18 protein-coding genes are annotated in these 19,783 nt (G+C 74.8%); 8 read left to right on the plus strand and 10 right to left on the minus strand.

Annotation, left to right across the window (positions count from 1 at the left end):
- Nucleotides 1–59: 59 nt before the first annotated feature.
- Both FMM08_RS00915 and FMM08_RS00920 read right to left on the minus strand, forming a co-directional pair.
- A complete protein-coding gene (locus tag FMM08_RS00915) occupies nt 60–1,775 on the minus strand; it encodes a glycerol-3-phosphate dehydrogenase/oxidase (protein ID WP_147924459.1) in 1,716 nt (571 codons plus the stop codon).
- 95 nt (nt 1,776–1,870) lie between these two features.
- Nucleotides 1,871–2,845 carry a sugar-binding transcriptional regulator gene (locus FMM08_RS00920; RefSeq protein WP_222710259.1) on the minus strand — a complete coding sequence of 325 codons (975 nt, stop codon included), beginning with the start codon at nt 2,843–2,845 and terminating at the stop codon, nt 1,871–1,873.
- 145 nt (nt 2,846–2,990) lie between these two features.
- Here FMM08_RS00920 and FMM08_RS00925 point away from each other — a divergent pair, with 145 nt between their 5' ends.
- The 3 genes from FMM08_RS00925 to glpK all read left to right on the plus strand — a co-directional run bounded on the left by FMM08_RS00925 (nt 2,991) and on the right by glpK (nt 7,210).
- Nucleotides 2,991–4,799 carry a glycerol-3-phosphate dehydrogenase/oxidase gene (locus FMM08_RS00925; protein WP_147924460.1) on the plus strand — a complete coding sequence of 603 codons (1,809 nt, stop codon included), beginning with the start codon at nt 2,991–2,993 and terminating at the stop codon, nt 4,797–4,799.
- A 102-nt stretch (nt 4,800–4,901) separates the two neighbouring features.
- Entirely contained in the window at nt 4,902–5,636 is a 735-nt protein-coding gene (locus tag FMM08_RS00930) for an MIP/aquaporin family protein (protein WP_147924461.1), read from the plus strand.
- Nucleotides 5,637–5,692: 56 nt separating this feature from the next.
- Entirely contained in the window at nt 5,693–7,210 is a 1,518-nt protein-coding gene (gene glpK, locus FMM08_RS00935) for a glycerol kinase GlpK (RefSeq protein ID WP_147924462.1), read from the plus strand.
- An 83-nt stretch (nt 7,211–7,293) separates the two neighbouring features.
- Here the strand turns inward: glpK and FMM08_RS00940 are convergent, their stop codons facing one another.
- The 3 genes from FMM08_RS00940 to FMM08_RS00950 all read right to left on the minus strand — a co-directional run bounded on the left by FMM08_RS00940 (nt 7,294) and on the right by FMM08_RS00950 (nt 10,980).
- A complete protein-coding gene (locus FMM08_RS00940; protein WP_147924829.1) occupies nt 7,294–8,361 on the minus strand; it encodes a zinc-binding dehydrogenase in 1,068 nt (355 codons plus the stop codon).
- 238 nt (nt 8,362–8,599) lie between these two features.
- Nucleotides 8,600–9,136 carry a ribose-5-phosphate isomerase gene (locus FMM08_RS00945; RefSeq protein ID WP_147924463.1) on the minus strand — a complete coding sequence of 179 codons (537 nt, stop codon included), beginning with the start codon at nt 9,134–9,136 and terminating at the stop codon, nt 8,600–8,602.
- Nucleotides 9,137–9,213: 77 nt separating this feature from the next.
- Nucleotides 9,214–10,980 (minus strand): dihydroxyacetone kinase family protein, encoded by a 1,767-nt coding sequence (locus FMM08_RS00950; RefSeq protein WP_147924464.1) that lies wholly within the window; start codon nt 10,978–10,980, stop codon nt 9,214–9,216.
- A gap of 178 nt (nt 10,981–11,158) precedes the next feature.
- On the opposite strand from FMM08_RS00950, the gene FMM08_RS00955 reads away from it, so the two are divergent.
- The 5 genes from FMM08_RS00955 (at nt 11,159) to FMM08_RS00975 (ending at nt 14,986) form a co-directional block, all read left to right on the plus strand.
- On the plus strand, nt 11,159–12,040 hold the full coding sequence (locus tag FMM08_RS00955) for an SURF1 family protein (protein ID WP_147924465.1): 882 nt from the start codon (nt 11,159–11,161) through the stop codon (nt 12,038–12,040).
- Nucleotides 12,037–12,435 carry a DUF3817 domain-containing protein gene (locus tag FMM08_RS00960; RefSeq protein ID WP_255471914.1) on the plus strand — a complete coding sequence of 133 codons (399 nt, stop codon included), beginning with the start codon at nt 12,037–12,039 and terminating at the stop codon, nt 12,433–12,435. The genes FMM08_RS00955 and FMM08_RS00960 overlap by 4 nt, the downstream gene beginning before the upstream one ends.
- Entirely contained in the window at nt 12,432–14,075 is a 1,644-nt protein-coding gene (guaA, locus tag FMM08_RS00965) for a glutamine-hydrolyzing GMP synthase (protein ID WP_255471915.1), read from the plus strand. The genes FMM08_RS00960 and guaA overlap by 4 nt, the downstream gene beginning before the upstream one ends.
- A 7-nt stretch (nt 14,076–14,082) precedes the next feature.
- Nucleotides 14,083–14,433 carry a hypothetical protein gene (locus tag FMM08_RS00970; RefSeq protein WP_147924466.1) on the plus strand — a complete coding sequence of 117 codons (351 nt, stop codon included), beginning with the start codon at nt 14,083–14,085 and terminating at the stop codon, nt 14,431–14,433.
- Between the two features lie 82 nt (nt 14,434–14,515).
- Nucleotides 14,516–14,986, plus strand: coding sequence for a YdeI/OmpD-associated family protein (locus tag FMM08_RS00975; protein WP_147924467.1), 471 nt, complete (start codon nt 14,516–14,518; stop codon nt 14,984–14,986).
- 186 nt (nt 14,987–15,172) lie between these two features.
- On the opposite strand, the gene FMM08_RS00980 is transcribed toward FMM08_RS00975, so the two are convergent.
- The 5 genes from FMM08_RS00980 to FMM08_RS01000 are packed head-to-tail and all read right to left on the minus strand — an operon-like array spanning nt 15,173 to nt 19,712.
- Entirely contained in the window at nt 15,173–16,699 is a 1,527-nt protein-coding gene (locus tag FMM08_RS00980; RefSeq protein WP_222710260.1) for an AI-2E family transporter, read from the minus strand.
- A 7-nt stretch (nt 16,700–16,706) separates the two neighbouring features.
- On the minus strand, nt 16,707–17,186 hold the full coding sequence (locus FMM08_RS00985; protein WP_147924833.1) for a gluconokinase: 480 nt from the start codon (nt 17,184–17,186) through the stop codon (nt 16,707–16,709).
- Between the two features lie 17 nt (nt 17,187–17,203).
- A complete protein-coding gene (locus FMM08_RS00990; protein WP_147924468.1) occupies nt 17,204–18,184 on the minus strand; it encodes an aldose 1-epimerase family protein in 981 nt (326 codons plus the stop codon).
- Nucleotides 18,185–18,204: 20 nt separating this feature from the next.
- Nucleotides 18,205–19,122, minus strand: a complete 918-nt coding sequence (locus FMM08_RS00995; protein ID WP_147924469.1) for a sugar phosphate nucleotidyltransferase — start codon at nt 19,120–19,122, stop codon at nt 18,205–18,207.
- Between the two features lie 32 nt (nt 19,123–19,154).
- Complete coding sequence (locus FMM08_RS01000) at nt 19,155–19,712, minus strand: NUDIX hydrolase (protein WP_147924470.1); 558 nt, start codon at nt 19,710–19,712, stop codon at nt 19,155–19,157.
- Between the last annotated feature and the right edge of the window lie 71 nt (nt 19,713–19,783).

The raw sequence follows: 19,783 nt of genomic DNA on the forward strand, positions 1-19,783 counted from the left end.
CGGCGGGCGGGAGGCGGCGACCCGTGCGGGCCGCCACCTCCCGCCCGCTGGGGCGCGCGTCAGGCGTTGAGCAGCGGGCGCGAGTCGGGTGCCTCCCGGCGCGCGGCGTCGGCCGCCTCGTCGTCGGGCAGCTCCTGGCTGGCCCGCTCCGCCGCGACGCGCTCGGTGTAGCTGCGGACCTCCTCGGCGACCCGCGCGTCGTCCCACCCGAGCACCGGGGCCACGAGCTCGGCCACGGCCTGCGCGGAACCGACGCCGCGGTGGCCGTACTCGATGGACATGCGGGTGCGCCGGGCCAGGAAGTCGTCCAGGTGCAGCGCCCCCTCGTGGGTGGCCGCGTGGACGACCTCCACGCGCAGGTAGTCCTCCGCGCCCTCGAGCGGCTCGAGCAGGTCGGGCCTGTCGCGGCCCAGGTCGAGCAGGTCGAGCGCCTCCGAGCCGTACCTGTTGAGCAGGTGCAGCACCCGGTGCTCGGGGACGCCGTAGCGCGCGGCCAGGGAGGGGACCTGGTTCACCAGCGCGTGGTAGCCGTCAGCGCCCAGCAGGGGCACGTGCTCGGTCACCGAGGGCGGCACCTGCGAGCCGAGGTCGGCCTTGGCGGCGTCGACGGCGTCGGCGGCCATGACGCGGTACGTCGTGTACTTGCCCCCGGCGATGGAGACCAGCCCCGGCTGCGGGCGGGCCACGGCGTGCTCGCGCGACAAGGAGCTCGTGCCCTCGTCCTCACCGGCCAGCAGCGGCCTCAGGCCGGCGTAGACGCCGCGGACGTCGTCCCTGGTCAGCGGCGTGCGCAGCACGGTGTTGGCGTGCTCGAGGATGTAGTCGATGTCCGCGCGGGTGGCCGCCGGGTGCGCCCTGTCGAGGGACCAGTCGGTGTCCGTCGTCCCGATGATCCACCGGGTTCCCCACGGGATGAAGAACAGGACCGACTTCTCCGTGCGCAGGATCAGTCCCGTCTCGGAGGCGAACCGGTCGCGCGGGACGACGATGTGCACGCCCTTGGACGCGCGCACCCGGAACCTGCCGCGCCCTCCGGCGAGGTGCTGCATGTCGTCGGTCCACACGCCGGTGCAGTTGATGACCACCGTCGCGCGCACGTCGGTGGTCTCGCCCGTCTCGACGTCGCGCACGGTGGCACCGACGATGCGGTCGCCCTCGTGGAGCAGGGACACCACCTCGGTGCTGCTGCGCGCCACCGCGCCGTAGTGGGCGGCGGTCCTCAGGACGGCGAGGGTGTGGCGGGCGTCGTCGGCCTGGGCGTCGTAGTAGCGCATCGCCCCGACGAAGGCGTCGGGCTTCAGCCCCGGTGCGAGGCGCAGGGCCCCGCGGCGGGTGAGGCTCTTGAAGCCCGGCACCGAGCGGGCGCCGCCCATGGTGTCGTACATGGTCAGACCGGCGGCCATGTAGGGCCGCTCCCAGATGCGGTGGTTGAGCGGGTAGAGGAACGACACCGGCTTGACCAGGTGCGGGCAGATGCGCGTGAGCATGAGCTCGCGCTCCTTGAGCGCCTCGCGCACCAGCGAGAAGTTCAGCTGCTCCAGGTAGCGCAGCCCGCCGTGGAAGAGCTTGGACGAGCGCGAGGAGGTCCCCGAGGCCCAGTCGCGCTGCTCCACCACCGCGGTGCGCAGACCCCGGGTGGCCGCGTCGAGCGCCACCCCGGCGCCCGTGACGCCACCGCCGATGACGAGCACGTCGAACGGCGCCTCGCCGAGCGCCTTCCAGGCCCGCTCCCGGTACTCCGGGCCCAGCGTGCTGTCCTGCGTCGCAGCCGTCATGACGATCGCTCCCTCGCGCCCTCGGTCACAGGGGGACGGGCGCCGGGGCCCGTTCCGCTGCGGGCAGCGTAGGTCGGGCCCCGCGGGCGTGCCCGTCAGAGCGCTCGCCGGGTCACCGCGCGGGCCGAGAGCAGCTCGCGCGCGGCGCGCTCGTCGAGCACCAGGTCGGTGACCAGGCCCGCGGCCAGCGCCGCCAGCAGGCCGGGCACCTTGGCCTCGTCCGCGACGGCGCAGATGCGGCGCGGGATCCGGCGCAGGACGGGCGGCACCGGGCCGGAGGAGCGGGCGTTGAGCGGCAGCCCCTCCCACGAGCCGTCGGCCCGCAGGAACACGGTGCACACGTCTCCGACGGCCGTGGCGGTGAGGGCGGCGCGGTCGGGACCGGTGAGGTAGCCCTCCGCCCAGACGCGGCTGGGGACCGCCCCGCCGAAGGCGCCGATGCCGAAGAGGGCGACGTCGGCGGCGTGCTGCAGGCGCAGCACCCGCTGCACGCTCCGCTCGCGCCACATCGCCTGCCGGGTCTCCACGTGGTCGAAGAACGCCGGCACCGGGAAGTGGTGCACCTGCGCGTCCCAGGCGGCGGCGAACCTCCCCAGCACGTCGGTGCCGTAGCCGACGCCGCTGCTGAGGGTGTTCATGGCCCCGTTGAGCTGGACCACCTGGACGTCGGCGAGGGGGCGGGCGAGGAGGTGCTCGCTGACCGCGCTCGTGGTGGTGCCCCAGGCGACCCCCACGATCATCCCCGCGGCCACCGCGCTGTCGAGCACGCGTCCGGCCGTGCGGGCCACCAGGTGCAGCCGCTCGACGGCGCCGACCCCGTCGGGGAGGGGCACGACGCGGGTCGAGACGCCGTGGCGGTGGGCGATCTCCTGCTCCACCACCGATGCACGTCCGTGCACGGGCACCACCTGGATGGAGACGATCCCGGCCGCCCGGGCCGTCTCCAGGAGACGGGAGACGGTGGAGCGGGAGACCCCCTCCTCCGAGGCGATGGCCTCCATGGTCTCCCTGCTCAGGTAGTACTTCCGCGCCACGCGCTCGAGGCGCTCGTCGTCTCGACCCACCGCCACGCCCCCTCGTCGCCGCACAGCCGCACCCAGGGCGGGCGACGTGCACGTCTGTGCACCAGATTGCCGCAACCCTCGGCGGCGGGCCAGGGTCGACCCCGAACGGAGCCGGCCGCCGACGTCGGCGGCCCCGACGGAGAGGCCCACGATGACGTCCTCCACCACCTCGACCGGCACCCCCCGCGGCACGGGCAGCACCGGCAGCACGGCGCTCTCACCGGCGGCGCGCGACCGCGCACTGGAGCGCCTCGCCGCCGAGCAGCTCGACGTCCTCGTCATCGGCGGTGGCGTCACCGGTGCCGGCGCCGCGCTCGACGCGGCCAGCCGGGGCCTCACCGTCGGCCTGCTCGAGCAGCGCGACTGGGCCTCCGGCACGTCCAGCCGCGCGAGCAAGCTCGTGCACGGCGGCCTGCGCTACCTCGAGATGCTCGACTTCGCCCTGGTGCACGAGGCCCTGCAGGAGCGGGGGCTGCTCGTCGGGCGCCTCGCGCCGCACCTCGTGCACCCCGTGCCGTTCCTCTACCCGCTGCAGCACCGGCTGTGGGAGCGGGCCTACGTGGGCGCCGGCATCGCCCTGTACGACGCGCTCGCCGGGGTCTTCGGCCGCATCGGGGGGCGCGGCGTGCCGCTGCACCGCCACCTGTCGCACCGCGCCCTGGCGCGCGTGGCGCCCTCGCTGCGGCCGGACGCCGCGGTGGGCGCGATCCGCTACTACGACGCCAAGGTCGACGACGCGCGCTTCGTCGAGGTGCTCGTCCGCACCGCGGTGGGCCACGGGGTGGCCGCCGCCAGCAGGGTCACCGTCACCGGGTACCTGGAGGAGGGCGGCCGCGTCGCGGGGGTCACCGCCGTCGACCTGGAGACCGGCCGGGAGCTGCAGGTCCGCGCCCGGCACGTCATCGGAGCCACCGGGGTGTGGACCGAGCAGACCCAGGAGCTGTTCCGCGCCCAGGGCCTGCAGGTGCGGGCGTCCAAGGGCGTGCACATCGTCGTCCCCCGGGACGCCGTGGCCGGTGAGGACGGCTTCATCCTCAAGACCGAGAAGAGCGTGCTCTTCATCATCCCGTGGACCACGCACTGGGTGATCGGGACCACGGACACCCCCTGGGACCTCGCCAAGGACCACCCGGTGGCCAGCGCCGCCGACGTCGACTACCTGCTCGCCCAGGCCAACGCCGTGCTGCGGCGCCCCCTCACCCGTGACGACGTCCTGGGCGTCTGGACCGGGCTGCGCCCGCTCATCCAGCCGGTCTCCTCCGACGGCTCGGCCACCACCAAGGTCTCCCGCGAGCACACCACCGCCACGGTGCGCCCCGGCCTGACCGTCATCGCGGGCGGCAAGTACACGACGTACCGGGTGATGGCCCGCGACGTCGTCGACGTCGCCCTGGCCGACCGCGCCCCCGGCGACCCGGTGGCCCCGGCCGGGGAGGTCCCGGCCTCGCTCACCGACCAGCTGCCCCTGGCCGGTGCGGACGGCTACGCCGTCCGCTGGAACCAGCGCCACCGCCTGGCCGCCTCCCGCGGCTGGAGCGAGGAGCGCGTCGTCCACCTGCTGCACCGCTACGGCTCCCTGGTCGACGAGGTGATCGCCCTCGTGGACGACGACCCGTCCCTCGGCGAGCCGCTGGAGGGCGCACCCCACCACCTGCGGGCCGAGGTGGTCTACGCGGCCACCCACGAGGGCGCTCTGCACCTGGAGGACGTGCTCACCCGCCGGACGCGCCTGTCCTACGAGCAGGCCGACCGGGGCACCGCGTCCGCGCGCTCCGCCGCCGAGCTCATGGCCGGCCCCCTGGGGTGGAGCGCCGAGCAGGTCGAGCAGGAGGTGGCCACCTACCTCGAGCGGGTCGCCGCGGAGCGGGCCGCCGAGGTCGAGCCCGACGACGCCTCCGCCGAGCGCGCCCGCCTGCGCGCGCCGGAGATCCGGCCGCTTCCGGTGGCCGCCGGCGCCTGATGGCAGGAGGGTGCCAGCGGACACCCGCCGCCCACCCACGAGAGAACACCCCCCGCGCCGCGGACGCGGCGCGGGGGCCGACCGGGACAGAGAGGTCCGACCGTGTCACTCACCAGCGTCTTCTTCTCCGAGGTCTTCGGCACCGCCCTGCTCGTCCTCTTCGGCGTCGGCGTCGTCGCCAACGTCCTGCTGGCCCGCACCAAGGGACGCGGCGCCGACTGGCTGCTCATCAGCTTCGGCTGGGGCCTGGCGGTCTTCGTCGGCGTCTTCGTCGCCTGGCGCTCCGGAGCGCACCTCAACCCCGCCGTCACCCTCGGCCTGCTGGCCTCCGGCACCGACAACTACAGCACCGAGGCCAACCCGGTGGCGGTGACCTTCGCCAGCACGGTGGTGTACCTCGCCGCCGAGATGGTCGGGGCCTTCATCGGCGCCGTGCTGGCCTGGCTGGTCTACCGCAAGCACTACGACGCCGAGGAGGACGCCGGCACCGTGCTGGGCACCTTCTCCACCGGGCCGGAGATCCGCAGCTACGGCTGGAACCTCGTCACCGAGGTGATCGCCACCTTCACGCTCGTCTACGTGATCCTGCAGTTCGGCAACACCCCGACCCAGGTCGGGCCGCTCAACGTCGCCCTGCTCGTGGTGGCCATCGGCGCCTCCCTCGGAGGACCCACGGGGTACGCCATCAACCCCGCCCGCGACCTCGGCCCGCGCCTGGCGCACGCCGTCCTGCCGATCCGGCACAAGGGCGGGAACGACTGGGGCTACGCCTGGGTCCCCGTGGTGGGCCCGATCATCGGTGGCGTCCTCGCGGGCCTGGTCTCGCGGGTCTTCTGAGCCGCCCGCTCCACCTTCAGCACCAGCACCTGCAACGACGCACAGGAGGAACCGACGTGGCCAGTGTCATCGCCGCCATCGACCAGGGCACCACGAGCACCCGCTGCATGCTGTTCGACCACGACGGCAAGGTCGTGGCCGTCGGCCAGAAGGAGCACCAGCAGATCTTCCCCAGGGCCGGCTGGGTGGAGCACGACGCCGAGGAGATCTGGTCCAACACCCGCGAGGTGGTCGGGCAGGCCCTCGGCAAGGGCAACGTCAGCTCCGGCGACATCGCCGCCGTCGGCATCACCAACCAGCGCGAGACCGCGGTGGTCTGGGACCGCACCACCGGCAAGCCCGTGTACAACGCCATCGTCTGGCAGGACACCCGCACCGACAGGATCGTCCGCGAGCTGGGCGATCTGGGCGGCGGCGCGGAGCGGTACAAGGACAAGGTGGGCCTTCCGCTGGCCACGTACTTCGCCGGCCCGAAGGTGAAGTGGATCCTCGACAACGTCGACGGCGCCCGGGCGAAGGCCGAGTCCGGTGACCTGCTCATGGGCACCATCGAGACCTGGCTGATCTGGAACATGACCGGCGGGACCGACGGCGGCCTGCACATCACCGACGTGTCCAACGCCTCGCGAACCATGCTCATGGACTACCGGTCCCTGAGCTGGGACGAGGACATCGCCGCGGAGATGGGCATCCCCACCTCGATGCTCCCGCGCATCGTGTCCAACTCCGAGGAGTACGGCAAGGCCCGCGCGCAGGGGCTGCTGGCCGGGGTGCCGATCGCCGGCTCGCTGGGGGACCAGCAGGCCGCGACCTTCGGGCAGGTCTGCTTCACCAAGGGCATGGCCAAGAACACCTACGGCACCGGCAACTTCATGCTCCTGAACACCGGCGAGGAGGCGGTTCCCTCCAAGAACGGCCTGCTGACCACGCTGTGCTACCAGATCGGCGACAAGAAGCCGGTGTACGCGCTGGAGGGCTCCATCGCCGTCACCGGCTCGCTGGTGCAGTGGGTGCGCGACAACCTCCGCCTCATCGGCGGGGCCGCGGAGATCGAGGCGGTGGCGAAGTCGGTCGACGACAACGGCGGCGCCTACTTCGTGCCGGCGTTCTCGGGCCTGTTCGCCCCGCACTGGCGCTCCGACGCCCGCGGCGCGATCGTCGGCCTGACCCGCTACGTCAACCGCGGCCACCTGGCCCGCGCGGTGCTGGAGGCCACGGCGTACCAGACCCGCGAGGTGCTCGAGGCGATGAACGCCGACTCCGGCGTCGACCTCACCGAGCTCCGCGTGGACGGCGGCATGATCGCCAACGAGCTGCTCATGCAGTTCCAGGCGGACGTGCTGGGCGTGCCGGTGGTGCGCCCGAAGATCGCCGAGACGACGGCGCTGGGGGCGGCGTACGCCGCCGGCCTCGCCGTGGGCTTCTGGGCCGACGAGGACGAGCTGACCGCGCAGTGGGCCGAGGACAAGCGCTGGGAGCCGGCCATGGACCGCGCCCAGGCCGACAGGTACTACCGCAAGTGGGGCAAGGCCGTGCAGCGCACCCTCGACTGGGTGGACGACGACGACGACTGACGAGCCACACCCCGCGTGATCACGGGCGATCGGCCGCCCCCCCGCCGGGGTGGCCGATCGCCCGTGGTCACGGACGGGGCTGGTCAGGAGCCGGGGAGCAGGGAGACCTTGACGGACGTCGAGCCGGAGCCGACGAGGTCGAGGCCCTCCTGGAACTGCGACAGCGGCAGCTGGTGGCTGCAGATGTCGTCCATGGGCAGCACGCCGGACTCCAGGATCGAGATGGCCTTCGGCCAGGTGTGCGGGCCCAGGTGGGCGCCGCGCACGTCCAGCTCCTTGTCGTCGCTGATGATCGACCAGTCGGCGCTGGCCTCGGACCCGAAGACGCCGTACTCGACGTAGGTGCCGAGCTTGCGCAGCAGGTTCAGGCCCTGCTTGACCGCCGCGGGGTGGCCGGTCCCCTCGATGTACACGTCGGCGCCGAAGCCGCCGGTGAGGCCGCGGACCACCTCGTAGATGTCGTCGGTGGTGATGTCGAGCGCGGTGTCGGCGCCGGAGCGCTTCGCCAGGTCGAGCTTGGAGGCCACGGCGTCCAGGGCCACGACGTGCGCGGCGCCCTTGGCCTTCGCCCCGGCGATCATGCCTAGCCCGATGGGGCCGCACCCGGCGACCACCACGACGTCCTCGAACTGGATGTCGGCGCGCTCCACGGCGTGCAGGGAGCACGACAGCGGCTCCACGAACGCCGCGTGCGCCGGGGGGAGGTCCTTGGAGATCCGGTGGACGATCGCCTCGGGCGGGAACGTCATGAACTCCGCCATCGCGCCGGGCGTGCGGCGCTTGAAGCCGTAGAGGTCGTGCACGGCGCACATGTGGTACGCCCCGCGCAGGCAGTAGCGGCACCTCCAGCACGGCACGATCTGCTCGGACGTGACGCGGTCGCCCACCGCCACGCCCCACCGCTGCGCCGCCTCCGAGCCGATCTCCTCGACCACCCCGACGAACTCGTGGCCGGGGACGACCTCCGTCTCGGCCCAGGCGGGGCGGTTCTCGTCGCCCCAGAACTTCGCGGCGCCGTGGTAGCACTTGAGGTCGGAGGCGCAGATGCCCACGGCCTCGACGCGCACCAGCGCGCCGCCGTCGGGGAGCGACGGCTTCGCGACCTCCTCGAGCCGGTAGTCCTCCGGTCCGTGGCACACCACGGCCTGCATCGTCTCGGCCACTCGGAGACCTCCTCGTCGACTGTCCGCGCCGCTGGCCGCAGACCGGCCGGGCGCCCTCCGCGGTCGACCCTAGGCGGCCCGCCCCCATCCAGCACTCTCCCGATCCAGCGCCGGTCCGACAGGTCTCCCACCGGCACTCGGGCGGGAGAGTGCCGGTGGGAGGGGCCCCGGACCGGCACTCGGGCGGGAGAGTGCCGGTCCGGGGCGGGAGGGGACGAGGGCAGGGTCAGGCGACGTCGGAGCCGGCGGCCTCCCGCTCGGCGTCCTCGAGGGAGCGCTGGCCGTCGGCGCCGTCGCTCTCGTAGGCGGTGATCGCGTCGACCTTCGCCGCCGACGCGCTCGAGGTGTCGAAGGTGTAACCCAGCCACTCGCGGGCCAGGCGGCGGGCCAGCTCGACGCCGACCACGCGCTGCCCGAAGCAGAGCACCTGGGCGTCGTTGCTCAGCACCGCGCGCTCCACCGAGAAGCTGTCGTGAGCGGTCACCGCGCGGATGCCGGGGACCTTGTTGGCGCTGATGGCCACGCCCAGGCCCGTGCCGCACACGAGCAGCGCCCGGTCGGCCTTCCCGTCCCTGATGAGGCGCGCCGCGGCGACGGCGATGTGCGGGTAGGCGGTGTCACCGTCGGCGTCCACGCCGACGTCGGTGACCTCGGAGACGCGGTCGTCGCCCTGCAGGTCCCTCTTGAGGACCTCCTTGTAGTCGAACCCGGCGTCGTCGCTGCCGACGACGATCCTCAGCTTGTCGGTCTGCTGGTCAGCCACGTCGTGCTCCTCGTCCTTCTCGTCCCTGCGGGTCCTGTGCTCGTCCCGTACCCGGAGCGGGCCGGCTCACCGCTCCGTCAGCGGCCCGCCAGCACGCCGGCCACCACCCGGGCCACCATCCCCAGACTGGTTGCGCCGGCGTCCGGGGTGCCCTTGCTGCGCTCGGCCAGCGGCCGGGCGCGCCCGACCTTCGGCGTCAGGTCCTTCGTGGCGTCCGCCGCCTGGACCGCCCTCTCCGCTGCCGCCGCCCACGCGTCGCGCAGGCGCTCTCCGCTGCCCACGCCCGCGTCGAGGGTGTCGCAGAAGGGGCCGAGCGCGTCCAGCATCGTCTTGTCGCCGGGCTTCGCGCCGCCCAGCTCCCCGAGCCTGTCGTACCCGGCGCGGACCCCCGCGGCCACGGTCGCCCCGTCCGGGGCGGCCTCGTCGCCGACGCGCTTCGCCATCGCGCCCAGCAGCTCGCCCCACAGCACCCCCGACGTCCCGCCCGCGCGCGCCGCCCACTCGTCGCCCGCGGCCTGGAGCACCGTGCCGGCGCCGGCGCCGCCGTCCGCGGCGGTGCGGGCGGCGTCGCGGGCGGCCGCCGAGCCGCGGACCATGCCGCGCCCGTGGTCGCCGTCGCCGGCCACGGCGTCGATGCGCCCGAGCTCGTCCTCGGCGGTCGCCATCGCGTCCGCGACGGCGGCCAGGGCGTCCACCACCGCCGCGGCCGCGGCGCGCGAGCCCTCGTCAGCCGGGCCGGTCGACAGGGGAGGCGCCTCGGCGTCTGCCGCGGCCTCGTCGTCGCTCCGGACAGCACCCTCAGCAGCAGCGTCGTCCTGACCGCCAGCAGCTGCCTCGACGAGCCGCCCCTTCCGGTAGGCGGGGGTGTCGGCGGGCGCGCCCCACAGGCGCTCCAGCTCCTCGTCGAGCCAGGTGAGGGTCAGGGAGCACCCGGCCATGTCCAGGCTCGTCACGAGCTCGCCGACCTCGGGCTCGACCACCTCCAGCCCCCGCTCTCGCAGGAGGCGGGCGACGTCGTTCCAGACGACGAACAGCTCCTCGTACTTGGTGTTCCCCAGGCCGTTGAGCAGCGCCGTGACGCGGGCCCCCCGCACGTCCAGGCCCTCCGGGACGTCCCCGAGCACGCCGTCGACGAGGGTCCGCGCCAGCTCCGCGGCGGTGGGCATGTCCACCTCGTCGATGCCCGCCTCGCCGTGGATGCCCAGGCCCACGCTCATGCGACCCTCGGGGACGGTGAACAACGGGCCGTCGGCCCCGGGCAGCGTGCAGCCGCTGAAGGCCACGCCGAGGGTGCGGGTGCGCTCGTTGGTCTTGAGGGCCACGCGCTCGACGTCGTCGAGGGACATGCCCTCCTCGGCGGCGGCGCTGGCGCACTTGAACACGGGCACGTCACCGGCGATGCCGCGCCGCCTCCCGTCGGCCCCCTGGCCCTTGCTGGCGACGTCGTCGGTGACGGCCACGTACCGGGCGGGGATGCCCTCGGCCTCCAGCCGCTCCACCGCCAGGCCGAAGTTCAGCACGTCACCGGCGTAGTTGCCGGTGGTCAGCAGCACGCCGGCGCCGCCGGAGGCGGCGCGTCCCACGGCGGCGGCCTCGGCGGCCGAGGGGGAGGTGAAGACGTTGCCCATGACCGCGCCGTCGGCGTAGCCGGGACCGACGATCCCCGCGAAGGCCGGGTAGTGCCCCGAGCCTCCGCCGACGACGACGGCGACCTTGCCCTCCCGGGTGCGGCGCCGGCGGACCACCCCGCCGGGCACGTCCACCACGTAGGAGGAGAACGCGTCGCAGAATCCTGCCTTCGCGTCCTCGGCGAAGGCTGACGGGTCGTTGAACAGGCGGGTCATCGTCGTCTCCACGCGTCCGGTGCGGTCCCGGGCGAGCAGTGCCGTCGGCTGCTCCCTGCGGCTGCTGGTTGCGCCGCTGGTGCCGCACCTGCGCGCTCCGGGTGTGCTGCTGTGCACCGTGCCACTCCCCGCGCCGCAGCACGACCGGGGGGTCCCGCCGCGGTCGTAGCCTGGAGGGGTGCTGCGCACGGCCCTGAGACCCGCCAACCTCGGGCTGCTCCTGCTCATGGTGGCCGCCGCCGTCGTCTTCTCCCTGCTGGGGGAGTGGCAGCTGGGGCGCTCCCAGCAGCACGCGCGCGTCTCGCCCACCGAGACCGTGGTGCCGATCGGCGAGGTGATCCAGCCCGCGGCCGACTTCACCGGCCACGCCGACCACCAGCGCGTGTCGGTGAGCGGCACCTGGGCCGACCTCCCCGTGGAGGAGGTGCCGGACCGCCCCCTCGACGGGCGCGGCGGCACCTGGGTGGTCGCGGCGCTGCAGGAGAGCACCACGGGCGGCCTGCTGCCGGTGCTCCTGGGCTGGCAGCCCGCGGGCCAGGCCCCGCCGGAGGCGCCCACCGGCGCCGCGCAGCTGACGGGCCGCCTCATGGCCTCCGAGCAGCCCACGGGGGTGGCTGCGGACGGGCAGCTGCGCGCGCTGAGCTCGGGTGACCTCGTCAACGTCTGGCCGGGGCGCCTCTACACCGGCTACCTCGTGGCCGACGCGGGCTCCGCCGGCCAGCCGCGGGGCCTCGTCGCCGTTCCCAGTGAGGCCCCGGTGCCCCGCCTGGACCCGCAGAACCTCTCCTACGCGTTCCAGTGGTGGCTGTTCGCGGCGTTCGCCCTGGTCATGTGGGTCAAGATCGTCAAAGACCGCCACGGTGACGAGCTGGAGGACCGCCGCCTCGCCGAGCTCGAGGCCGCCGGCGAGGGGTACGACGACGACGGCGGGGGTGCCGCCGGCGACCCGCCGGACCCGGCGCCCCGGCCCGTCAGAGCAGGTCTGCGGGCCTGGGAGGATGTCGCCGTGCCCGAAGCCCGTCCGCTGACGCAGCCCGACGCCCCGCAGGTGCCCCGGTGAGCGCCACCGCCCCGCGCTCCGGCGCCAGCGCTTCCCCTCCCCGGCTCCGCCGCGACCCCGGGGCCTCCCTGACCCGCTACCGGGTCATGGCGATCGCCACCGGCGTCATGCTGCTGGTGCTGTGCGTGGAGATGGTCCTCAAGTACGGCTTCGGCATCGCGGGTTCCGTCGGCACGTTCCTGGCCACCGCCCACGGCTGGGTCTACTTCGTCTACCTCTTCACCGTGGCCGACCTGTGGAGCAAGCTGCGCTGGCCGCTGGGGCGCCTCGTCGTCCTGCTCCTGTGCGGCGTGGTGCCGTTCCTGTCGTTCTGGGCCGAGCGCCGGGTGGTCGCCGACGTGCGCGCCGGCCGCTCCGGCCCCTCCGTGCCCTCGACCCCTGGAGCTCGTGCGTGACCGACCAGACCGCTGCCACCCCGCCCGCCGAGGTGGCCGCCGAGGCCAAGCACCGCCCCGTGCTGGTGGTCGACTACGGCGCCCAGTACGCCCAGCTCATCGCGCGCCGCGTGCGTGAGGCCGACGCCTACTCGGAGGTCGTGCCCAGCACCGCCTCCGTGACCGACATCCTCGCCAAGGACCCGGCCGCCGTGATCCTGTCCGGCGGGCCGAGCTCGGTGTACGCCGACGGCGCCCCCCAGGTCGACCCGGCGCTGTTCGAGGCCGGCGTGCCTGTGCTGGGCATCTGCTACGGCTTCCAGGCCATGGCCTCCGCCCTCGGCGGCACCGTCGCCCAGACCGGCCTGCGCGAGTACGGCGGCACGCAGCTGCGCGCCTCCACCGACGGCTCCACCCTGCTCGACGGCCAGCCCGCCGAGCAGAGCGTCTGGATGTCGCACGGCGATGCGGTGACCGCCGCGCCCGAGGGCTTCTCCGTGGTCGCGCAGAGCGCCGGGGCCGAGGTCGCCGCGTTCGAGGACGACGAGCGCCGCCTCTACGGCGTGCAGTGGCACCCCGAGGTCGCCCACTCCAGCTTCGGGCAGCAGGTGCTGGAGAACTTCCTGCGCCGCGGAGCGGGTGTCCCGGCTGACTGGACCGCCGGCAGCATCATCGACGAGCAGGTCGAGCTCATCCGCGCCCAGGTGGGCAGCGGACGCGTCATCTGCGGCCTCTCCGGCGGGGTCGACTCCGCCGTCGCCGCCGCGCTCGTCCAGAAGGCCGTCGGCGACCAGCTGACGTGCGTCTTCGTCGACCACGGCCTGCTGCGCGCCGGCGAGGCCGAGCAGGTCGAGCGGGACTACGTGGCCGCCACCGGCGTCAACCTCAAGGTCTGGGACGCCTCCGAGGCCTTCCTCGCGGCGCTCGCCGGCGTCACCGATCCGGAGACCAAGCGCAAGGCGATCGGCCGGGAGTTCATCCGCGCCTTCGAGGCCGCGGCCCGCGAGGTCATCGAGGACGCAGCGGAGGCGTCGACAGCCGCTGGTTCCGGTGCTGACGGCGACGGCGAGGTGCGCTTCCTCGTCCAGGGCACCCTGTACCCCGACGTCGTGGAGTCCGGTGGCGGTGAGGGCGCCGCGAACATCAAGAGCCACCACAACGTGGGCGGCCTCCCCGACGACCTGCAGTTCGAGCTGGTCGAGCCGCTGCGCGCGCTCTTCAAGGACGAGGTCCGCGCGGTGGGCGCGGAGCTCGGCCTGCCCGCCGAGATCGTCGGGCGCCAGCCCTTCCCCGGCCCCGGCCTGGGCATCCGGATCATCGGCGAGGTGACGCGAGAGCGCCTGGAGGTCCTCCGCGCCGCCGACGCGATCGCCCGCGAGGAGCTCACCGCCGCCGGCCTCGACTCGACCATCTGGCAGTGCCCCGTGGTGCTCCTCGCCGACGTCCGGTCCGTGGGCGTGCAGGGCGACGGGCGCACCTACGGGCACCCGATCGTCCTGCGCCCGGTGAGCAGCGAGGACGCCATGACGGCTGACTGGACGCGCATGCCGTACGACGTGCTGGCCCGGATCTCCACGCGCATCACCAACGAGGTGGCCGAGGTCAACCGCGTGGTGCTCGACGTGACGAGCAAGCCGCCGGGCACCATCGAGTGGGAGTGAGGCGCAGATGAGCGACACGCGTTCCGGCCTGGGCGGGCTGCTGCTGCGCCCCTCCGTCGTGGCCGCGGCTGGACTGGTGGGCGGCTTCGCCGCCGCCCGCGCCACGAAGCGCGAGGTCGGCGGCACGCTGTTCGGCCTGGCCGGCACCTGGTGCGGGAAGCAGTGGGCCAAGAGCACGGGCCCGCTGGGCGCCGCCGTGCTCGGGGCGCTGTACACGGCGGCGATGGGCGGCTCGCACCCGCTGGCGAAGCGCATCGGCGCCTGGCCCTCGGTGCTGCTCGTGGCCACCGGCGTCGCCGTGGCCAGCGAGGCCGCCGAGGCGTGGGGCCGCAGCCGGGGCCTGCCGAAGGGCGACTGACCTCCCGGTGCTCTGCAGGCGGTCCGGCGGTCCAGGTGCTGGCTCTGGACGGCGGGACCGGCTGCCGGGCAGCATCCGGTGCGTGAGGTACCGCACCGCTGTGCTCAACCCGCGCGGGAACGCCACCGGGCTCGAGGTCCCCGCCGACGTCGTCGAGGCGCTCGGAGCGGGGAAGCGGCCGCTGCTGCGCGTCACTGTGGTGCGCGTCGACGGGTCGTCGGAGCCGTACTCGTGGACGACGACGCCCGGCACGATGGGCGGCGTCGTCATGGTGCCGCTGTCCTCGGAGCACCGCACCGCCGCTGGCCTCGCCGCGGGTGACGAGGTGGACGTCGACGTGGAGGTGGCGTCCGCGCCCGCTCCGCTCGCCGTCCCGGACGACCTGGCCGCGGCCGTGGAGGGCGCCGGGGCCACGGCCTTCTTCGACCAGCTGGCGCCCAGCCACCGCAAGGAGTGGGTGCGCTGGGTGGAGGAGGCCAAGAAGGCCGAGACGCGGGCGTCCCGCGTCGCGCAGGCCGCTGAGGCGCTGGCCGCGGGCAGGTCCCGCCGCTGACCCGGGCGCCGTCCCTGCTTGACGGTGGAGGACGGCGCCGCCCCCGGGCCCTGACGCCGTCCACCCGGCGTGCCCCGGACGAGGTGCCGCCCCAGCGGTCGAACTTCCGCCCCATGACGCGAAAGAGCGCCCCATGACGCGCTCTGATGGGGCGGGAGCCCGGCTGATGGGGCGAGAGCCCGGATGTCAGCGGGTGAAGCGGTCGGCCGCGGAGCGCAGGCGCCGGGCGAGGGACGCGCGGCGGCCCGTGCCGTCCTCGGGGTCCGCCTGCTGCCCGGCCGGCCATCCCTGCTCTGTGGGGACCCCGGTCCACTCCTCGGCGGCCGACGTCGGCCGGAGCTGCTCGACCGGCTCGGAACCCTCGGCGTCCCCGGTCGAGGCGGTCTGGCCGGGGTGCGCGCCCGGGCCGCTGGACGGGGTGGGCGCAGGAGCAGCCAGGGCGGGTGCTGCGGCGTCCGTCGTCGTCGGGGAAGTGCCGGAAGGGGTGCTCGTGGGCGGCGGGGACCCGTGACGGAGGGGCAGGTGCGGCAGGTGCACGTGGGGGAGGTGCGGCAGCGACGGCTTCCGCACCGGGACACCCCGAGTGCTACCGGCGACCAGCGGCAGCAACCAGCGGGCGCGGGGGTCGGCGTCGATGAGCACCGCGCGCGCCAGCAGGCTCAGCGGCACCGCCAGCAGCGCTCCGAGCCCGCCCAGCACGAAGCCCCAGAACACCACCGACAGGAACGTCAGCGTGGCCGACAGACCCACGGCGTTCCCGACGATCTTCGGCTGGATGAGCCCCTGGATCACCACGTTGATGACCGTGTAGATGACCACCACGAGCAGGGCGTTCTCCGGGCCGTTGGCCAGCAGCGCGAGCAGCGCCGGCGGGGCCACGCCCAGCAGGAAGCCGATGTTGGCGACGTAGTTGGTGACGAACGAGACCAGTCCCCACAGCAGCGCCAGCGGCACGCCGAGCCACACCAGGGCCACCACGTCGAGCACCGCCACGATCGCACCGAAGACGGTGGAGACCACGAGGTAGCGCCGGGTGCCCGAGGCGAAGGTGCGCATCGCCTCCACGGCGTCGCGGTGCTGGTGGGAGGCCTGGTCGAGCAGCTTGGGGAACGGGGCGGCGTCGAGCGCGAGGAAGAACAGCAGGAGCAGCACGAAGGCGAAGTCCGTCAGGCCGGAGGCCAGCCCTGACACGAGCGTCTGGGCGTACCCCAGCAGCTCGTACGGGTTCGCGCTGTTGACCATCCGGATGAGCTCGGCCTGGTTGAACCCCAGGCCCGTGATGAGGTCGAGCAGCTGGTCGCGCAGGACGGTGAGCTGCCCCACGTACTCCGGCAGCGTGGTGGCCAGCTCCACCGCTGCCCACGCCAGTGACGCCGCCAGCGCCGCGACGATGAGGTAGACGACCACCATGTTGGCCGCCACACCGGTCCAGGTGGCCGCCCACTGCGGCACCCACGGCGAGGAGCCGAGCCGCTGGATCCGCGCACCCAGCGGGTGCACGACGATCACGAGCACCAGCGCCAGGAACGCGGGCCCGATGCTGCCGGAGAAGGCCTTCAGCCCCGCGATGACGACGACGACCGCTGCGAACGCCACGAGCAGCCGCAGGCTGCGCGAGCCGGCGGTGGGGTCGGGCGCCGGTGCCACGGCGACGTCGGGCGGCTCGGAGGAGCCCGGGACGCCGGGGGCGCCGTGAGCCGGCAGCTGGCTCACGGACGGCTCACAGGCCGAGCGCCCGGGCGGCGGCGCGGGCGCAGTCCTGCGGGGACTGGTCCACGGAGACGACCACGCCGTCCTCGTCGGTCCCCAGCGGCTCGAGGGTGTCGAGCTGGGAGCCGAGGAGCGAGCTGGGCATGAAGTGGCCGGTGCGCCCACCGATGCGCTGCGCGAGCAGCTCCGGCGGCCCGTCGAGGTGGACGAAGCGCACCCGGGCGCGCGAGCCGCGCAGCAGGTCGCGGTAGGAGCGCTTCAGCGCCGAGCAGGTGACCACGGCGTCCTCGCCGGCGTCGGAGCGCTCGCTCGCCCAGTCGCGGATGGCCCCCAGCCAGGGCCAGCGGTCGTCGTCGGTGAGCGGGTGGCCGTTCTCCATCTTGGCGATGTTGGCCCGCGGGTGGAACTCGTCGGCCTCGGCGAAGACCCACCCGAGGTCCTTCGCGAGCAGCTGGGCGACGGTGGTCTTGCCGCTGCCGGACACCCCCATCACCACGAGGAGCTGGCTCACGAGCCGCCCCCGGCGTCCGACGCGGCAGGGGTGCGCAGCGGCTCGATGCGCCACCACGAGCGGGTGCTCTGGCCGCGCTCGAGCACGCGCAGGTCGGTGCCGGTGCGCAGCGCGTCGGGCGGGCACGTCATGGGCTCCACGGCCAGGCCCACGCGGTCGTCCTCGGGCTCCGGGCGGTCAGCGGTGTGCACCTGGACCCAGGGGCAGTCCTGCGGGTCCCAGTGCATCGCGACGCCGGTGCCGTCGGCCGCGAGCACCCGCGCGCTGCCGGCGGTGGGCCCGCTGAGCCGGGCGTAGGCGTCGTCGACGGAGCGGCCGCGCAGCGGGGCGCCGCCGCGGAAGTCGAGGTCGCTGCCGTCGACAGGACGCAGCTGCTCGCGGCCCTCGGCGTCGAGCACGGGCAGGAGGCGCTCGGGGTCCACCACGAGCGTGGCGCCCGCGGACAGCTCGAAGGTCCAGTCGTCCACGCGACCCGGGCCCGCCACGAGGTAGGGATGGATGGAGGTGCCGTAGGGCGCGGGGACCCCACCGACGCCGGTGGCCTCCAGCTCCCAGGTCAGGCCCGCGTCAGGGCCCTCCTCGACGAGGCGGTAGCTGACGCGCAGGTCCACGTGGCCGGGGTAGCCGGCCTGCGGCCACACGGTGGTGCCGAGCACGACGGAGTCGGACGAGCGCTCCACGAGGTCCCACGGCTGCCAGCACACGAGGCCGTGCAGCGCGCACGCGCGGTCAGGCTCGGTGAGCGCCAGCCGCTGCTCGACGCCCTGCCAGCTCCAGCGGCCGTCACCGGTGCGGTTGGGCCACGGCGCGAGCACCGACCCGCGGTAGTGCTTGCGGGGGACCGCCGCGTCGAAGGGCACCACGAGGTCGCGGCCGTCGTCGGTGAAGGACCGCAGCGCACCACCGACCTCGGTGACCACCGCCTTCAGCGCGCCGGCGCTGATCTCGTGCTGCTCGCCGGACGCGGGGACCGTCATGGGGCGAGGTTAGAGGCAGGTCAGGACACCGGGCCGACCGAGGGCCCTCCACCCCTCACGGTGACCGGCCGAGCGGCCGTGCCCGCTCGCACGGCGTCCACCAGGTGCTCGTCGGCCTCCACGACGGCGCCCGGCCACACGACGGCGCGCTCGAGGGCGCCGCGGACGACCGCGCCCGGGCTGACGGCGCTGCCGCCGCCGGTGGCCAGGAGGTTGGCGCGCAGGTAGTCGGCCGGGGTGCCGCAGTCCAGGGCGCTGCCGGCGGGCACCACCGCGAGGTCCAGGCCGCCGTCGTCCGCAGGGCGCGCGGCCAGGTCCCGCCAGAGCACCTCGTACAGGCCCGACGGCTCCGGTCGCAGGCGCTCCAGCAGGTGGGCGGGCAGCACGCAGGAGCCGACGTAGCGCACCCCGGTGCCGTCGGGGGCGCGGAAGTCGGCGCGAGCGCCGGGGGCCGCGGGCTCGCACAGGAGGCGGCAGCGCTGGCCGTCCCAGCCGCGGACCAGGTCGGCGAGCAGGGCGGGGCCCCGGGGCATCCACGCGTCGGCGTTGGTGACCAGCGCTGAGCGGCCGTCGAGCCAGGGCAGCAGCGCTCCCAGCGCCCCCGCCGTGCCCAGCGCCGGAGGCGGTTTCGACGGGCCCGTCGCCGGAGGCGCAGCGGGGCGGACGCCGGCGCGCTCGTCGTCGTCCTCTCCTGCGGCCGGGAGGAGGTCCTCGCGGCTCACGTGGGCCCTGCCGGACGCGGCCCGCGCCACCAGCTCCGCGAGCGCGTGCGCGTTGACGGCCACGCGGGCCGGGGTGGGGTGGTCGTCGCCGAGGGCCGCGGCCAGGCGGTCCAGGGCGCTGTCCAGCAGCGGCACGCAGCCGACCGGCACCAGGGCCTTGGGCAGCTGGTCGGTGAGGGGGCGCAACCGGGTGCCGGCCCCGGCGGCGAGCACCACGCCCGCCAGGCCGTCCGCGGAGGTGGGACGGCTCAGGGCAGGAGCCGTCCGCCGCGGGCGCCCTCGGCCAGGGCCTCGGCCATCCCCTCCAGGATCGACCGGGTGGCGGAGTCGGCGTCGCGGGAGGCCTCTCCTGGGGTGAGCCACGCGAAGCCGCGGGCCTCGCCGCCGGGCTCCACGTCGGGGCGCTGGTCGACCACCACCCGGTAGACGACGTCCACCCGGCGCACCCGCGGCTCCACCAGCGCCGTCACCGGGACGCCCACCCGCACGCGCAGCCCGGTCTCCTCGCGGACCTCGCGCTCCACCCCGGGCGCCGGTGCCTCGCCGCGGTCGAGCAGGCCGCCGGGCAGCGACCACCCGCCGCGGTGGGGCTGGCGCAGGAACAGCACGGAGCCCTCGTGCTCCACGGCGCACACCGCGCCCACGGTGTAGCTGGGGGTCCCGGCACGCACGAGCGCGCGGCGCACGGGAGCGGGCGTGACGCGGAACGCGCGCAGCAGCGCGGTCTGCGCGCTGCCACGCAGCCCCGGGGGCACGCGCTCCAGCAGCGCGCCCAGCGGACCGGACCGGTGCCCCTGATCGCCCATCCCCGGAGCCTAGGCGCAGGGCGGGCAGCGGCTCGGGGGGCTGCTCCTGCCGGGTGGTGACCACCCCGGGG

The sequence above is a fragment of the Quadrisphaera setariae genome (assembly GCF_008041935.1).
Taxonomy (GTDB): Bacteria; Actinomycetota; Actinomycetes; order Actinomycetales; family Quadrisphaeraceae; genus Quadrisphaera; species Quadrisphaera setariae.

Bases quoted from the DNA above. Each gene is read 5' to 3' on its own strand.
- FMM08_RS00915 (WP_147924459.1), bottom strand. From the start codon at position 1,775: ATGACGGCTGCGACGCAGGACAGCACGCTGGGCCCGGAGTACCGGGAG.
- FMM08_RS00925 (WP_147924460.1), top strand. From the start codon at position 2,991: ATGACGTCCTCCACCACCTCGACCGGCACCCCCCGCGGCACGGGCAGC.
- FMM08_RS00940 (WP_147924829.1), bottom strand. From the start codon at position 8,361: ATGCAGGCCGTGGTGTGCCACGGACCGGAGGACTACCGGCTCGAGGAG.
- FMM08_RS00950 (WP_147924464.1), bottom strand. From the start codon at position 10,980: ATGACCCGCCTGTTCAACGACCCGTCAGCCTTCGCCGAGGACGCGAAG.
- FMM08_RS00970 (WP_147924466.1), top strand. From the start codon at position 14,083: ATGAGCGACACGCGTTCCGGCCTGGGCGGGCTGCTGCTGCGCCCCTCC.
- FMM08_RS00985 (WP_147924833.1), bottom strand. From the start codon at position 17,186: ATGGGGGTGTCCGGCAGCGGCAAGACCACCGTCGCCCAGCTGCTCGCG.
- FMM08_RS00990 (WP_147924468.1), bottom strand. From the start codon at position 18,184: ATGACGGTCCCCGCGTCCGGCGAGCAGCACGAGATCAGCGCCGGCGCG.
- FMM08_RS01000 (WP_147924470.1), bottom strand. From the start codon at position 19,712: ATGGGCGATCAGGGGCACCGGTCCGGTCCGCTGGGCGCGCTGCTGGAG.